The sequence below is a fragment of the Pseudaquabacterium pictum genome, from assembly GCF_005403045.1.
GTDB lineage: Bacteria > Pseudomonadota > Gammaproteobacteria > Burkholderiales > Burkholderiaceae_C > Pseudaquabacterium > Pseudaquabacterium pictum.
The window spans coordinates 596,002-611,687 of sequence record NZ_BJCL01000001.1; the positions used below are offsets into that span (position 1 = coordinate 596,002).

A 15,686-nucleotide genomic window follows, 5' to 3' on the forward strand; every position below is an offset into this window, starting at 1 on the left:
GGCGCCCATGGTGCCGCAGCCCGGGCCGCGTCCGGCGTCACCCGCGGGTCAGCACCGCCGCCACCGCCCCCCGCTACGCCGGCGGCATCGCCATGTAGCAGGTGCTGCCATCGACATCGCAGCCGACCGGGTATACCTTGCGCGGGTATTCGCCCTTGTCTTCCTGGATGTCGCGCTCGCTGCCGAACATGCGCTGGAACACCTTCTTCGCCGCCTTGGGCAGCTTGTCCCCCGGCTTGCTGACGAAGTAGCCATGCCCGCCCCAGCCGACTTGGGCATTGCTGAAGCTCACATAGCGCACCCGCGGATCGACCAGACGCTGGCCCGGTTCGGCACCCAGCTTGGTCTGGCTGCCATCGGCGATGTAGGCACCGAACAGCACCAGATCGGCCTTGTTGTAGGTGATGAACACCTGCCCCTTGGGTGTGAGCTTGCGCACCCAGGACCCATGGCCGTCGGCACGGCAGCAGGCAGCCAGCAAGGCGATGTTGTGCGCCGCGGCCAGCGACTCGGCCGCGCCTTCGGTCTCGATCGTGTACTGCAGGTAGTGGCAGCCCAGGCTGTGGGCGGCGATGCTCAGCCGCTGCCCGTTGGCATACAGGCGTGCCGCCGCCAGCAGCCTGAGGAACCGGGCCAGGGCATCGCTGGACTCCTGGGCGTTGGTCTTGGCCTGCCGATAGCGGCGGATCTTGCGCTCGGCCCAGCCGTCCTTGCGGTTGCCGGCGGTGATGTCGGCCAGGCCGTCGCCATCGTCGCCATCGTCGGTGTGGCCAGTCGCCGGTGCGGGCAGGTTGGGCAGCGCGTTCCCCGACGAGAGGTAGCCCTCGGACGGCCAGGAGAAGCCGACGACCTCCAGGCCGTAGATTTCCTCCAGCCGCGCGCAGCGCTCGAAGCAGGCGGCCGGCGGATTGTTGTTGCCGTGCAGGTACAGCACCACCGGCCTGCTGGCCTGGAACAGCGGCACCAGCAGTTGCATGGCTGCGGCATCGTCGAGGGACGCCTGGGCACCACCCACCTGGAAGCCCGCACCACTGCGCACCGCCTGCACCACGCCGATGGCATCTGATCCTGGCTGGAACTGGCGCGTCAGCGCCGACGGGTCGGTGCCCGGCTGGATCACCCGGTTCGTGAAGATCAACATGTGCACTCCCTGTGGCGTTGTGGACGGCCGCGCGGGCCGCGCAGGCGTGGCCGATGATGGTCGGCGGCGTGCGGCAGCAGCACAGGGAAAGCCCCCGCGTGTCCTACGACTGCAGGATGGACCCGCCAGCGCAGGCAGCCACCGACCGCCTGTAGGATGCCGCGGCGGGCCATCCGGCACCCCACCCACCCGACAAGAACAGCCACCGAGGACGACCTTGAAACTCGCCACCTGGAATGTCAACTCCCTCGCCGTGCGCCTGCCGCAGCTGCTCGACTGGCTGGGCCAGCAGCAGCCCGATGTGCTGGTGCTGCAGGAAACCAAGCTCACCGACGACAAGTTCCCGCAGGCCGAGATCACGGCCGCCGGCTGGCACAGCGTGTGGTTCGGCCAGAAGACCTACAACGGCGTGGCGCTGCTGTCCCGCACGCCGGCGGCCGACGTGGTGCACAACATCCCCGGCTTCGACGATCCGCAGGCCCGGGTGATCGCCGCCACGGTGGGCGGGCTGCGGGTGGTCGGCGCCTACTTTCCCAACGGTCAGGCGCCGGGCAGCGACAAGTTCGCCTACAAGATGGCCTGGCTGCAGGCGCTGCAGGACTGGCTGCGCGCCGAGCTGGCTGCGCACCCGCAGCTGGTGCTGATGGGCGACTTCAACATCGCGCCGGACGACCGCGACGTGTTCGATCCGGTGGCCTGGGCCGGCCAGATCCACTGCACGCCAGAGGAGCGCGCCCACTTCCAGGCGCTGTGCGGCCTGGGCCTCGTCGACGCCTTCCGCCTGTTCGACCAACCGCCGCGCACCTGGAGCTGGTGGGACTACCGCAACCTGGCCTTCCGCAAGAACCAGGGACTGCGCATCGACCACATCCTGGTCAGCCAGGCGTTGCAGCCGCAGGTGTCGGCCTGCACCGTCGACAAGCTGCCGCGCAAGAACGAGCGGCCCAGCGACCACGCACCCGTGCTGGCCACCTTGGCCGGCTGAGCCGGTGTGGCATCATCGACGCCGCTCATGACGGGCACCAGCGTCCAGCAGAGACGACCGCCCGGTGGAATCGGTACAGCAGGCGGGGGATCCCATGGGACGATCAACGGAACGCGCGCAGGACAGCCAGCTGTCCGTCTGGACGTTCGAGGCGGCCGAGCAGGCGCCGGCGCCCAGCACGGGCTGGCTGGCATCGCTGACGGCATGGCCGCGCTGGCCCGTGGCGCCCAAGCCGCGCCGGCCCGATCCGCAGCTGCGCGCCGATCCCGCGGTGGCCGAAGCCACCACCCTGCCTGAAGCCGGCCGCGGCCAGGCCCTGCGCCTGGCCCACCGTGCACTGCGCGACCGCATGCGCGCCCAGCGTGCGTTGCGCCGGGTGCTGCCCCACCTGTACTACATCGAGCGCGCGCTGTCCCGCCAAGGCTCGGCCGCGCTGCTGGACATGCCGGTGTGGGTGCTGCAGCGCGGCCTGCAGCAGCTGTCGCGCCTGCCGGCCGACAACCTGGGCGAGCGGGTGCAGTTCAGCGTGCTGCAGCAGCGCCTGGTCGAGGCCATCCAGCAGCGCAGCGCACCCCCGGCCCAGCGCCCGCCGAAGCAGGAGTCGCCCGACAGCTTCATGGGCGGCCTGGACAGCCAGATCGGTGGCCGCAGCACGACGCACAGCGGCCACGGCGGTCTCGAGGTCACCGAGCTGCCGGATTCGGCCTACGACGACCTGGTGCAGGGCAGCCTGCCCGCCCAGGACGGCGCCGCCAACACCTCAGGCTGGTACCGCAGCTGAACCGCCGCCGGGCGGCGGCTGTCGCTCAATCGTCCAGGCCCAGTTCCTGGATCTTGCGGGTGATGGTGTTGCGGCCGATGCCGAGCTTGTGCGCAGCCTCGATGCGGCGGCCGCGGGTGATCTCCAGCGCGGTGTGGATCAGCTGGCCCTCGAACTGCCGGGTCAGCGTGTCCCAGACCTCCGGGTCGCCTGATTCCAGCAGGCGGCGGGCCTCGCGCTGCAGGTCGAGCAGCCAGCCGCTGGGCAGCCCGCCCACCACCATGCCGGCCGGCGGCAGACTGGCATGGGCCGCGGGCGCGCCCAGTGCTGGCGGCGCGGCGGCAAGCGCCAGCGCCTCGGGCGCCGCGGCGGCATGCACCGGCGCAGGCGCTGGCTGGCGTGCCACGTCACCGGCCATCAGCTCGGGCGGCAGGTCCTTGGGCTCGATGACCTGGGCCGGCGCCATCACCGTCAGCCAGTGGCAGATGTTCTCCAGCTGGCGCACGTTGCCGGGGAAGTCGAAGGCCATCAGCCGCTCGACCGCCGGCTCGGTGATGCGCTTGGCTTCCACGCCCAGCTCCTTGGCGCTCTTGGCCAGGAAGAAGCGGGTCAGCGACGGCACATCCTCGCGCCGCTCGCGCAGCGCCGGCAGGCGCAGGCGGATGACGTTGAGGCGGTGGAACAAATCCTCGCGGAACGCACCTTCGCGCACCCGCTGTTCCAGGTTCTGGTGGGTGGCAGCGATCACCCGCACATTGGCCTTCAGCGGCTGGTGGCCACCGACACGGTAGAACTGGCCGTCGCTCAGCACCCGCAGCAGGCGGGTCTGCAGGTCGAACGGCATGTCGCCGATTTCATCGAGGAACAGCGTGCCGCCGTCGGCTTGTTCGAAGCGGCCGCGGCGCATGGTCTGCGCGCCGGTGAAGGCGCCACGCTCATGGCCGAACAGCTCGCTCTCCAGCAGGTCCTTCGGGATGGCGGCGGTGTTGATCGCGATGAACGGGCCGTTGCTGCCGGCATCACCCCGCGGGCTGTGCTTGTGCAGCGCGCGCGCCACCAGCTCCTTGCCGGAGCCGCTCTCGCCGGTGATCAGCACGGTGACGTTGCTCTGGCTCAGCCGTCCGATGGCGCGGAAGACATCCTGCATCGCCGGCGCCTGGCCCAGCATCTCGGGCATCTCGGCATGGCCGAGGTCGCGCACTTCCTCGCGCAGGCTTTCTTCCACCGCCCGGCGGATCAGCTCCACCGCGCGGGTCAGGTCGAAGGGCTTGGGCAGGTACTCGAAGGCGCCGCCCTGGAAGGCCGAGACGGCCGAGTCCAGGTCGGAGTAGGCGGTCATGATGATGACCGGCAGGCCCGGCAGCCGAGCCTTCACCTTGCCCAGCAGATCGATGCCCGAGCCGCCGGGCATGCGGATGTCGGAGACCAGCACCTGCGGCTCGTCATCGTCCAGCGCGGCCAGCACGTCGCGGGGGTTGCTGAAGCTGCGGGTGGCGAACTGCTCGCGCGCCAGCGCCTTCTCCAGCACGAATCGGATGGATTGGTCGTCGTCTACGATCCAGATGGGTTTCATGCGGCGGCGGCCTGTTTCCTGAGATTGCGAGCTGCGCGACTACGGCAGCGGGATGACGATGCGGAACACGGTCTGGCCCGGCGTGCTGTCGCATTCGATCGTGCCCTGGTGTTGCTGCACGAAGGTCTGCGCCAGGGTGAGCCCGAGTCCCGAGCCGCCATCGCGCCCCGACACCAGGGGGTAGAAGATGCGGTCTCGGATGTCCTCGGGCACGCCGGGCCCGTTGTCTTCGATATGCAATTCCAGTGCCAGTCGAAAACGGCGCTTGCCGATCGTCACCTGGCGGACCACCCGGGTGCGCAGCACCAGCAGCGCATCGCCGGCGGCGATGCGCTCGGCCAGGGCCTGGGCCGCGTTGTGGGCGATGTTGAGCACCGCCTGGATCAGCTGCTCGCGGTCACCGCGGAAATCGGGGATGGAGATGTCGTAGTCGCGGTGCACGGTCAGCCCACGCGGAAACTCCGCCAGGATCAGCGAGCGCACCCGCTCGCACACCTCGTGGATGTTGACGTCGCTGACCACGTGCGGCTTGCGGTGCGGCGCCAGCAGCCGGTCGACCAGGGCCTGCAGGCGGTCGGCCTCGTGGATGATGACGTTGGTGTACTCCGACAGCTCGCGGCTGTTGATCTCCATCGCCAGCAGCTGGGCCGCGCCGCGGATGCCGCCCAGCGGGTTCTTGATCTCGTGCGCCAGGTTGCGGATCAGCTCCTTGTTGGCCTGCACCTGGCCCAGGGCGCGCTCCTCGCGGTCCTGCCGCGTCTGCTGCTCGATCTCAAGCAGCTCCACCACCACGGCGTCGCCGCCCTGGTCGATCTGGGTGACGATCACATGCACCGGCAGCTGCTCGTGGGCCGACACCGGCGCGCGTTTCATCACGCCGTCGAAGCGGCCGGTGGCGATCTCGTTGCGGGCCACCGCGGCCAGGGTCTCGGCCAGCGGATGCTGGTCGACGAACCAGTCGCCCAGCCGGGTGCGCATCAGCGTGCGGCGCGAGATGCCGGCCACGTTCTCGAACATGGCGTTGACGAACAGCAGGCCGCCATCGGGCCGCACCACGGCCACCATGGTGGCCAGCATGTCGAAGGCGTCGTAGCGGGAGGGTTCAGGCCGGGGGCTCATGGCGTTCGCTCAGGATCAGGGTCAGGGAGGCAGCTTGCTCAGCTCGCGCTTGAGGGCTGCCACGTCGCTCTCACTGCGCAGGATGCCGGCCTTCATCTGGGCCACGCGGTCGAGGTAGTTCTGGTAGTTGCGCTCGTCGCCGCGCCGCTCGGGTTCGCCGTTGTTGTACTCGCGCTTGAGCACGGCCAGGCGCTCTTCCTCGCGCTTCAGTTCGGCTTCGAGGATGCGGCGGGCGTCGGTGTCGCGCTGGCGCTGGGCGGCGGGGTCGACCTTGGGATCGCCCGGCCGGGCCGCGCTGGTGGCGGGCGCCGGTGCCGAGGTGGCATTGGCCGGCGGCCGCGGCCGCGGCGTCTGCACGATGGTGATGGGCGCGCCCTCGATGGTGCGGCAGCCGCGGTCGCGGGCCTCCTCGGCCGTCAGGGCGTCGGTGTAGAGCACCGGCGGCCCGGGGCAGCGGTAGACCGACACACCCTGGGCCAGCACAGCGGCCGGATGCAGCAGGCCGGGCAACGCGGCGCAGGCCACGAGCAGGAGACGGAAGGAGCGCGACATCGGATCTCGGGCAGCGGCGCACGGCCGGAAGCCGGCATTGTGGCGCAGGGCCTGCAATGAAAAAGGGCGGCTCGCGCCGCCCTTGCTGCTGCGTGGCACCGGGCCACGCCACCCCATCACAGGGTGTAGTACATGTCGAATTCCACCGGGTGGGTGGCCATGCGGAAGCGGGTGACTTCCTGCATCTTCAGGTCGATGTAGGCGTCGATGTAGCTGTCGGTGAACACACCACCCTTGGTCAGGAAGGCGCGGCCCTTGTCCAGGTACTCCAGCGCTTGCTCGAGGCTGGCGCAGACGGTCGGGATCTTCGCGTCTTCTTCCGGCGGCAGGTGGTACAGGTCCTTGGTGGCGGCTTCGCCCGGGTGGATCTTGTTCTCCACGCCGTCCAGGCCGGCCATCAGCAGCGCGGCAAAGCCCAGGTACGGGTTCATCAGGGGATCGGGGAAGCGGGCTTCCACGCGACGGCCCTTGGGGTTGGCCACGTACGGGATGCGGATCGAGGCCGAGCGGTTCTTGGCCGAGTAGGCCAGCTTCACCGGGGCTTCGAAGCCGGGGACCAGGCGCTTGTAGCTGTTGGTGCCGGGGTTGGTGATGGCGTTCAGTGCACGGGCATGCTTGATGATGCCGCCGATGTAGTACAGCGCGAAGTCGCTCAGGCCGGCGTAGCCGTCACCGGCGAACAGGTTCTTGCCGTCCTTCCAGACCGACTGGTGCACGTGCATGCCGCTGCCGTTGTCGCCGACGATGGGCTTGGGCATGAACGTGGCGGTCTTGCCGTAGGCGGCGGCCACGTTGTGGATCACGTACTTCTGCAGCTGCACCCAGTCGGCGCGCTGGATCAGCGTGCTGAACTTGGTGCCGATCTCCATCTGGCCGGCGTTGGCCACCTCGTGGTGGTGCACCTCGACCGGGATGCCCAGGCTTTCGAGGATCAGGCACATCTCCGAGCGCAGGTCCTGGCCGCTGTCGACCGGCGGCACCGGGAAGTAGCCACCCTTGACCGCGGGACGGAAGCCGCTGTTGCCGTGCTCGTATTCCTTGCCGGTGTTCCAGGCGGCTTCTTCGCTCTCGATCTTCGAGAAGCAGCCCGACATGTCCACGCCCCAGCGGACGCTGTCGAACACGAAGAATTCGGGCTCCGGGCCGAAGTAGGCGGTGTCGCCCAGGCCGGTGCTCTTCATGTAGGCCTCGGCGCGCTTGGCCAGGCTGCGGGGGTCGCGCTCGTAGGGCTTGCCGTCGGCGGGGTCGACCACGTCGCAGGTCAGGATCAGCGTCGGCTCTTCAAAAAACGGGTCGATGTTGGCCGTGTTCGGGTCGGGCATGAGTTGCATGTCCGACGCTTCGATGCCCTTCCAGCCGGCGATCGAGGAGCCGTCGAAGGCGTGGCCCGACGTGAACTTGTCTTCATCGAAATGCGAGACGGGAACGGAAACGTGCTGTTCCTTGCCGCGGGTGTCGGTGAAACGGAAATCAACGAACTTGATCTCGTTTTCCTTCACCATGGCCATCACATCGGCGACGGTCTTTGCCATCAGGAATCTCCTAGCGGGACGCTAATTGCAGGGGGGGGGGGATTAGGGGCGTTGTGCAGGCCGCAACGGGCTGTGGAGCCTGCCGGGCGCACAAGAATGTAGCAGAAACCATGCCACCGACCGGGGTGCCAGACCGGCTGCCAACCGGCAGCTGCCCCGGGGAGCCAGGGCGCTGACGCCCGCTGATGCGCACCTTATGGGTGCAAATGCGGGATCCTGTTTGGTGCGCCCTCAGCGCACCATTTCGGGGCCGAGCTGCGCGCCAAAGTCGCGCAGGCCGGTCAGCAGCGCCGCATAGGCCGGCACCGTGGCATCGGGCCGGCCCTTGACGCCCAGTTCGATGTGGCGCCCGTAGGTCGGGTGGTCGACGCTGGGCAGGCTGAACACCTTGATGCCGGCAAAGCGCGACTCGATGGCTTCCATCAGCGGCGTCAGCGCCGCCTCCATCGCGCCCATCACGATCACCGAGCGCTCGGTCTGCACGTGGCTGCCGTGCAGCGCGCGGTAGGGGCCGTCGAGCAGCGCCTCGATCATCGGGTGCGCCATCACCGGGAAACCGGGCACGAAGTGAACGTCGCCGACGCTGAAGCCCGGGATCTTGTTGTACGGGTTGGCGATGATGGCCGCGCCTTCGGGGAAGGTGCCCATGTTCAGCCGGTGCAGGTTGTCGGGGCGGTCGGGCTCGTAGGGCGTGCCCTGCTCGCGGGCGACATCCTGCATGCGCTCGCGGATCAGCACGGCCGCATCGGGATGCAGCGCCAGCGGCCGGCCCAGGGCGGCAGCGGCGCACTGGCGGGTGTGGTCGTCGGGCGTAGCGCCGATGCCGCCGCAGCTGAAGACGATGTCGCCGCTGGCAAAGGCATGCTGCAGCGCGGCGGTGATGTTGGCGCGGTCGTCGCCCACGTAGCGGGCCCAGGCCAGGCTGAGGCCACGCTCGCCCAACATGGCGATGACCTTGGCCATGTGCTTGTCCTGGCGTTTGCCGGAGAGGATCTCGTCGCCGACGATGATGAGGCCGAAATTTCGCATGGGGAACGTGCTCAGGGTGCAGGTGGCGGCAGCGCCGCGGTGGGTGCCGGCGGCGGCGCCGCGGCAGGGATGTCGATGATCTCGCCGGGTGGTGCCGGCTCGCGGTCGACCTGGGCGGCCTGGCCGCGCAACTCGGCCAGGGCGCGCAGCCCGAAGTGGGTGAACCACAGCGCCGAGAAGCCGAACACCAGGGTGTAGAGCCACACCGACACCACGATCAGCAGCGGCGCGAACACCAGCGTCAGCGCACTGGCGGCCCACAGCAGCGACGGCGCCGCGCCGAGGAAGCCCGAGACCACGCCGATGCCCAGCAGCGGTAGGCGCTGGCGCTGCATGATCTGGCGGCGCTCGTCGGCGCTGGCATGGTCGGCCAGCACGTCGAAGGCCATCACCCGGTAGTTGAGCCAGCCCCAGATCATCGGCGGCACCACCAGCACCAGTGGCGGAATGAACCACAGCGGAATGCTGATCACCAACGCCAGCAGGGCCAGCACGGTGCAGCCCAGCGACCAGAGGATGCTGCTGGCGATGCCCGCGCCGCGCTTGCGCTCCAGCGCCGGAAAGCGCCGCGCAGCCACCAGGTTGACGATGGCCGGCGTCATCAGCCAGGCCACCAGCAGCACCGACAGCACCACGATCATCGGCGCGGCCAGCGCGACCACGATCAGCGGCGCCAACACGGTGCGGAAGCTGCTGCCGACCAGCGATTCCACCCACTTCAGCGCCGCATCCACCAGCGACCAGGTCTCCAGCGTGGCGCGCACGCCGGCCACCGCGGCCTCCCAGTAGAACCAGCCCAGTCCCAGCGCGATGGCGATGCCGATCAGCAGCGGCAGCAACGACAGGCCGATCACCTTGGGATGCAGACAGTAGGCGCCGGCGCGCCAGAAGGAATCGAGCAGGTGTCTCATGGGATGGCGTTCATCTGGCGACGAGGATAGCCCAGCGCCGCCGGGCGCTGCCGGTGGCGGGCTTCGGACGGCGTTCAGGCGCGCCCGGCCAGGCGCTTGAGCCCCAGCCACTGCTGGGCCCAGAAGCCGCGACCGTAGTCGCGGCCCTCCAGCTGGTCGCGGATGCCGGTGGGCTGCAGCGGATCATCGAAACGGGCGCTGCGGAACAGGAGGTCCCAGACCGGGAACAGCACTGCGAAGTTGTGGCCACCCAGGCTGCCCTGCCCGGCCGACTCGTGCCCCAGGCCCACGGCATGGTGCAGGCGATGGAACTGCGGGCTGACCAGCAGCCAGCGCAGCGGCCCGAAGTGCAGCCGCACATTGGCATGCGACAGGCTCTCCACCAGCTGGGTGATGGCCACGATGGCGACGAACTGCCCCGGCGCCACGCCCACCGCCAGCGCCAGCAGCACGAACACGCTGTCGCGCAGCAGGTCGTCGAGCAGGTGGTTGCGGTTGTCGCTCCACAGCGTCATCTGCCGCTGGCTGTGGTGCACCGCATGCAGCTGCCACCACCAGCCCACGCTGTGCTGCAGCCGGTGGTAGCCGTAGTCCACCAGGTCGAACAGCAGCAGGTACAGCCCGAAGCTGACCCAGGCCAGGTCGGTGACGCCGGGCCACAGGCCGTCGAGCTGGAAGCCGTGCAGCCCGCCCAGGCGCAGCTGGCCGGTCAGCGCATCCCACAGCGGATCGATGGTCAGGAACAGCACCACCCGGAACAGGCCCAGCCGGTGGACCAGGGTGTAGACGATGTCGGTGCGCACCGCGGCCCGGTCGGTCACCGGCTCGACCGGACGCCAGCGCTCCAGCGCCCGCATCAGCGTCAGCATCAGCACGATCTGCAGCAGGCCCACCAGCAGCCAGCCGGTGGCGCGGTAGCCCTCGGCCAGCAGGTTGCCCAGGCCCAGGTGGAACATCAGCGGCTGCAGCAGGCCCTCGAACAGCCACTGCTGGGCCAGGCCGAAGGCATCGGTCAGTGCATCCACCGCCTGGACCTCACTTCACACCCAGATGCGCCCGGTAGGCCGGGTGCTCGCGCAGCGTGGCGAAACAGAGGCCGCGCGCCTTCAGCCCGGTCACCAGCGGTTTCAGCACTGCCGGCGCCCACGGGTCCTGGCGCGACCAGATGCCCAGGTGGGCCACCAGCACGTCGCCGGCGCGGATGCCGGCCAGCGCCTTCTTCAGCAACTGGTCGTTGGGGTACTTGTCGCTGGGCAGCTCGTCGCCCAGGAAGCCGGCCGGCGCCCAGCCCACATGCTGCCAGCCACAGGCCTGGGCGGCCTGCAGCAGCGCCGGCGAGGTCTTGCCGCCGGGCGCGCGGAACAGCGGCAGCAAGGCCTGGCCGGTCATGGCCCGGAAGCGGTCGGCCGGGCGCTGCAGCTCGGCGCAATACTGCGCGGCGCTCAGCACCTGGCGCTGGCCGGCCTGCGGGCCCATCGAAGGCCGGGTGTCGAAACCGCCGTCGGGCCGGTCGGCCAGCCAGCTGTGGTGGTCCCAGGTGTGCGAGCCGAAGGCGTGGCCCAGGGGTGATGCGGCCAGCTCCCGCCACCAGGGCGCCCACTGGTCGTCCAGGCTCCAGCCGCCAGTGCGGGTGCGCTCGTTGGCCAGGAAGAAGGTGGCCGGGACCTGTTCGTCCTGCAGCACCTGGGCCACCAGCGGCGCCACGCCCATGTGGCCGGTGTCGAAGGTCAGGTACACCGGCTTGCTGCAGGCCGCGGGTGCGGCCGCGGCAGCACCCGCTGCAGCCGCCACCACGGCGGCCAGCAGGTGGCGGCGGGCGCGATCAGCGCGGCGCATGGTCCAGTGTCCACACCCCGTGTGGCGACTTGCCCACCGGCACCTGGCGCAGCAGCTTGCGGCTGTCGATGTCGATGAAGCTCAGCTTGCGCGCCCAGCGCGAGCTGACCAGCAGGGTCTTGCCATCGGCCAGCACCTCCATGCAGTCCGGCCCGCTGGGGCCGGGCAGCTCGGCCACCACGGTCATGGCCTGGATGTCGAGCATGCTGATGGTGTTGGCCACCCTGTTGCTGACGAACAGGTGCCTGCCGTCGCCGCGGGCGCGGAAGGCATGGGCACCCATGCCGGTGGCGATGCGCTGCAGCAGCTTCGGGGCCGCACCCGACACGTCGTACACCTCGACGAAGCGGTCACCGGTCAGGCCGACGAACAGGCGCTTGTCATCGCGGCTGAGGAACACGTCGGCCGGCATCTTGCCCACCGGGATCTTCCAGCGCGGCGCCTGGGTGGCCAGGTCGATGGCCAGCAGCTCGTCGCTGTCCTGCAGCGACACATAGACCACGGTGCTGCGGCTGTCGATGTAGAGGTGGCTGGGCGTCTTGGGCGCGGCGATGCGCTTGACCAGCTTCAGCGGCTGGGCCGCATCCTTGGGCTGCCAGTGGTAAAGGTCGACATGGTCCAGCCGGTTGGCCGCGGTGACGAACCACTTCATGTCGGGCGAGAAGCGCAGGTGGTACGGGTCGATGATGTCGCTGAGCACCCGCTGCACCTCGGCCGTCACCGGATCGATGAAGGTCAGCGAGTTGCCCAGCGCATTGGCCACCACCAGGCTCTTCTCGTCCGGCGTCAGGTAGAGGTGGTGCGGCTCCTTGCCGGTGGGGATGCGCTTGATCTCGCTGAAGCGCACCGGGTCGATCACGCTGACCGTGGCGTCCAGCGAGTTGAGCACGAAGATCGGCCGCGGCCCGGCCGTGGCACGGGCCGCAGTGGGCAGCATGCCGGCGAGAAAGGACGGGACCGGTAGCGCGGCCAGCGGGGCAAGCAGAGCGCGGCGGCGCGGAATCGACGGCATGGAGGCGTGGGGGCACCCGGCTGGGCACTGCAGAAAGGCCAAAGCCCGTCAGTGTAGGCGCTGGCGATGGCGCGCCGGACGACGCAGGTCAAGGCCGGACCGGGGCATCGGGCTGCAGATGCCGGCGCAGGAAGCGCTCCAGCTTCTGCGCCATGTCCAGGCGGTTCTCGCCGCGGGCAAAGCCGTGGGCCTCGTCCGGGTAGACGATCCATTCCGGTGGTCGGCCGGCCGCCTTCAGCGCATCACGCAGGCGCTCGCCATGCACGATGGGCACGCGCAAGTCCTGGCCACCCCAGATCAGCTGCAGCGGCGCCTGGATGCGCGCCGCCTGGGCCAGCGGCGAATTCGCCAGCAGCATGGCCCGGTCCTTCTCCGGATCGCCCACCATCACCGGGAGGCTGTGCCGGCGGGCGGAGCCGCTGATGTCGTCGCGCACCCACCACGACCCCTCCAGGAACAGGAACGGGTCGGTCACCGCCACCCAGGCCGACGCGCAGCGGTAGAGCTCGGGATGACGCACCAGCCCCATCAGCGCGCTGTAGCCGCCGTAGCTGGCGCCGGCGATGCAGGCGCGGTCATTGGCCAGGCCTTGCGCCCGCGCCCACAGCAGCGCGTCGGCCACGTCGTCCTGCATGGCCTGGCCCCACTGGCGAAAGCCGGCGTCCAGGTGCGCCCGGCCGTACCCGTCGCTGCCGCGGAACTCGGGCTCGATCACCAGCCAGCCGCGGGAGGCCAGGAACTGCGCCATCGGCTCCCAGCGCCAGTGGCCCTGGCGCACCCAGGGCCCGCCATGCACCAGCACCACCGCCGGCCGTGCGTCGCCCTGGTCACGCATGCCCGCGGGCTTGGTCAGCCACACCGGCAGGTCGCGGCCGTCGCGGGCGCGGATGCGTTCCAGCTCCACCCGGCCCATGCGCTCGGGATCGATGCCGGGCATCTGCAGGGCCACGCGCTGCCAGCCGCCCTTGCCGCCGTTGTCGGTCTGGCGCCACAGCAGCAGTTCGCCTGGCAGGCGGTCGGCGAACGAGCGCACCAGCACCACCGCGTCGTCGCTGCCGCAGCGGCGGCAGGTGATGCGGTTCACCCCGCCTGGCAGGCTCTTGTCCACCCGCTCCTGCACCGCCTTGTGCGCGGCACTGAACCAGACTGTCTGCTCGGCATCGGCGTCGACGCGCACGCCCTGCAGGCGCTCGCCGGTGCGGTCGCCAAGCAGCTGGCCGCTGAAATCGAAGCCCGGCGCGTTGACCAGGGTCTCGCCAGGCTGGCCGGTGGCGAAGTTGAACGGCGCCACCACCGCCTCGCCGGCCGGGCCACGCGGCAGGCGCACGTACAGCCGATCACCCTGCCCCACCCACAGCGGCAGGAACGGGAGCCCGTGCAGCGGCCCCTGCGCAAGCTGGCGCCACTGGCCACGGGTGCCGCCGGCCGGCGGTGTGTACCAGTGCAAGGCCTCGCGCCCGTCCTCGCGGGTGCGCACCAGCCGCGGAACGCCCTGCGGTGTGAACCACCACTGCAATGCGCCAGCGGGCTCGGCATCCACCCACAGGTCGCGGGTGGCGCCGGTGCGGGTGTTCAGCCACTTCGGCTGCACATGGACCAGCTCACTCCGGCGGAAGGTCATCGCACCGACGATGACCTCGTCAGCCTGCGCGCCGTCCGCCTGGTCCGACGGCACCGGCACATGCAGCAGACGGTGGTTCCAGGGCAGCGTGCGGTTGCGCTCGCCGCTGCTGAAGAACGCACGGCCCTGCCGCTCGACCAGGTGGCGAAGCTCCTTGCCGTCGAAACGCACCGCAAACAGGCCGGGTGCCATGTCCCGGTCTTCGCCCAGACCGACCTGCAGGTCGGTCACGCTGAACACCAGGCGCTGGTCATCCACCCAGTCGAAGTCGGGCACGTCCGCATCGTCGAACAGCGCGGCACGCGTGGCCGGCATGCCGGCCTGCTGCAGATCGAACACGAAGACGCCCACCCGCTTGTTGGGCGCCTGCACGCTCAGGGCCAGGCGCCGTCCGCTGGGCGACAGGGCGATGTCCAGCACCTGGGGCGGCTGGAAGAACAGCTGCGCCGGCAGGTCCGGCTGCGCCCGCGCCACCGGCGCGAGACCGAGCAGGAAAAGTGCCGCCGCCAGGGCGGCCAGCCAGGTGCGGGCCCAGAACCTCGGCCCGGCCAACTCAGTCCTCGTCGCCACCACCCAGGATGCCGCCCAGCAGGCCGCCGCCGGCAATGCCGCCCAGCACCGAGCCCTGCTCGCGCGAGCCGCCGTTCTGCGGCGCTGCGGCAAACACCCGGCTGGCCAGGCGGCTGAACGGCAGGCTCTGCAGCCACACCGTGCCCGGGCCGGACAGCTTGGCGAAGAACAGGCCCTCGCCGCCGAACAGCGCGGTCTTGATCTTGCCGACGTACTGGATCTCGAAGTTCACGTTGGGCGTGAAGGCCACCACGCAGCCGGTGTCCACCATCAGCGTCTGGCCGGGTTGCAGCTCGCGCTTGACCACGGTGCCGCCGGCATGCACGAAGGCCAGGCCGTCGCCCTCGAGCTTCTGCATGATGAAGCCTTCGCCGCCGAAGAAGCCGACCGACAGCTTCTGCTGGAAGTAGATGCCCAGCGACACGCCGCGCGCGGCGCACAGGAAGCTGTCCTTCTGGCAGACCAGCATGCCGCCGAGGTGGCGCAGGTCCATCGGCAGGATCTTGCCCGGGTACGGCGCGCCGAAGGCCACCCGCTGCTTCTGCGGCGCGTTGTTGGTGTAGACGGTGGTGAACAGCGATTCGCCGGTCACCAGCCGCTTGCCGGCGCCCAGCAGCTTGCCGAAGAAGCCGCCGCCACCGCCGCCCGAGCCATCGCCGAAGACGGTGTCCATGCCGATGCCGGCGTCCATGAAGAACAGGCTGCCGGCCTCGCCCACCGCGGCTTCACCCGGGTCGAGCTCCACCTCGACGAACTGCATCTCCGAGCCCTTGATTTCATAGTCGACCACGTCCATCGCCATGGGTGCTGCTCCTGTCTGGTTGTCGGCCTGTGCAAGCCTGATTGCGAACGCCCGCGATGGTACCCAATCCACCCCCGGCGCCATGGCAGTGAAAAGCGCTCAAGTCGCCGCTCAGACGGCCGACAACCCGGCAGACGACGACGCGCGTTCCGCCGGCAGGTGGCGCCATCCACCGCAAACCGGCGACAGGCTTGCATGCAGAACAACAATTCCAGATCCGCGCCGCCCGCCCCCCCGCCCGGG

At 69.9% G+C, this 15,686-nt stretch carries 14 protein-coding genes; 2 read left to right on the plus strand and 12 right to left on the minus strand.

The window, feature by feature from the left end; all coding sequences use genetic code 11:
- Positions 1-73 precede the first annotated feature (73 nt).
- Positions 74-1,141, minus strand: coding sequence for an alpha/beta hydrolase (locus tag FFT10_RS02625; protein ID WP_137731200.1), 1,068 nt, complete (start codon positions 1,139-1,141; stop codon positions 74-76).
- Positions 1,142-1,358: 217 nt separating this feature from the next.
- Between FFT10_RS02625 and xth the strand changes: the two genes are divergently transcribed.
- Positions 1,359-2,126, plus strand: a complete 768-nt coding sequence (gene xth / locus FFT10_RS02630) for an exodeoxyribonuclease III (protein WP_137731201.1) — start codon at positions 1,359-1,361, stop codon at positions 2,124-2,126.
- Between the two features lie 94 nt (positions 2,127-2,220).
- A complete protein-coding gene (locus FFT10_RS02635) occupies positions 2,221-2,907 on the plus strand; it encodes a hypothetical protein (RefSeq protein ID WP_137731202.1) in 687 nt (228 codons plus the stop codon).
- Between the two features lie 25 nt (positions 2,908-2,932).
- On the opposite strand, the gene ntrC is transcribed toward FFT10_RS02635, so the two are convergent.
- The 11 genes from ntrC to FFT10_RS02690 all read right to left on the minus strand — a co-directional run bounded on the left by ntrC (position 2,933) and on the right by FFT10_RS02690 (position 15,443).
- Positions 2,933-4,459, minus strand: coding sequence for a nitrogen regulation protein NR(I) (gene ntrC, locus FFT10_RS02640; protein ID WP_137731203.1), 1,527 nt, complete (start codon positions 4,457-4,459; stop codon positions 2,933-2,935).
- Between the two features lie 39 nt (positions 4,460-4,498).
- Positions 4,499-5,578, minus strand: a complete 1,080-nt coding sequence (glnL, locus tag FFT10_RS02645; RefSeq protein ID WP_137731204.1) for a nitrogen regulation protein NR(II) — start codon at positions 5,576-5,578, stop codon at positions 4,499-4,501.
- Positions 5,579-5,599: 21 nt separating this feature from the next.
- Positions 5,600-6,130 carry a hypothetical protein gene (locus tag FFT10_RS02650; RefSeq protein ID WP_137731205.1) on the minus strand — a complete coding sequence of 177 codons (531 nt, stop codon included), beginning with the start codon at positions 6,128-6,130 and terminating at the stop codon, positions 5,600-5,602.
- A gap of 116 nt (positions 6,131-6,246) precedes the next feature.
- Complete coding sequence (glnA, locus tag FFT10_RS02655; RefSeq protein ID WP_137731206.1) at positions 6,247-7,662, minus strand: type I glutamate--ammonia ligase; 1,416 nt, start codon at positions 7,660-7,662, stop codon at positions 6,247-6,249.
- Between the two features lie 231 nt (positions 7,663-7,893).
- Positions 7,894-8,691: a competence/damage-inducible protein A gene (locus FFT10_RS02660; RefSeq protein ID WP_137731207.1), complete on the minus strand. Its 798-nt coding sequence runs from the start codon at positions 8,689-8,691 to the stop codon at positions 7,894-7,896.
- Positions 8,692-8,702: 11 nt separating this feature from the next.
- Positions 8,703-9,602: an EI24 domain-containing protein gene (locus FFT10_RS02665; protein ID WP_137731208.1), complete on the minus strand. Its 900-nt coding sequence runs from the start codon at positions 9,600-9,602 to the stop codon at positions 8,703-8,705.
- A gap of 74 nt (positions 9,603-9,676) precedes the next feature.
- A complete protein-coding gene (locus tag FFT10_RS02670; RefSeq protein ID WP_162520677.1) occupies positions 9,677-10,627 on the minus strand; it encodes a sterol desaturase family protein in 951 nt (316 codons plus the stop codon).
- A gap of 10 nt (positions 10,628-10,637) precedes the next feature.
- Positions 10,638-11,438, minus strand: coding sequence for a polysaccharide deacetylase family protein (locus FFT10_RS02675; RefSeq protein ID WP_137731209.1), 801 nt, complete (start codon positions 11,436-11,438; stop codon positions 10,638-10,640).
- Positions 11,425-12,375, minus strand: a complete 951-nt coding sequence (locus FFT10_RS02680) for a YncE family protein (protein WP_137731210.1) — start codon at positions 12,373-12,375, stop codon at positions 11,425-11,427. Before FFT10_RS02680 ends, FFT10_RS02675 begins: the two co-directional genes overlap by 14 nt.
- 163 nt (positions 12,376-12,538) lie before the next feature.
- On the minus strand, positions 12,539-14,623 hold the full coding sequence (locus FFT10_RS02685; RefSeq protein ID WP_137731211.1) for an alpha/beta hydrolase family protein: 2,085 nt from the start codon (positions 14,621-14,623) through the stop codon (positions 12,539-12,541).
- A 1-nt stretch (position 14,624) separates the two neighbouring features.
- Positions 14,625-15,443 (minus strand): TIGR00266 family protein, encoded by an 819-nt coding sequence (locus FFT10_RS02690; RefSeq protein ID WP_137731212.1) that lies wholly within the window; start codon positions 15,441-15,443, stop codon positions 14,625-14,627.
- Positions 15,444-15,686: the final 243 nt, after the last annotated feature.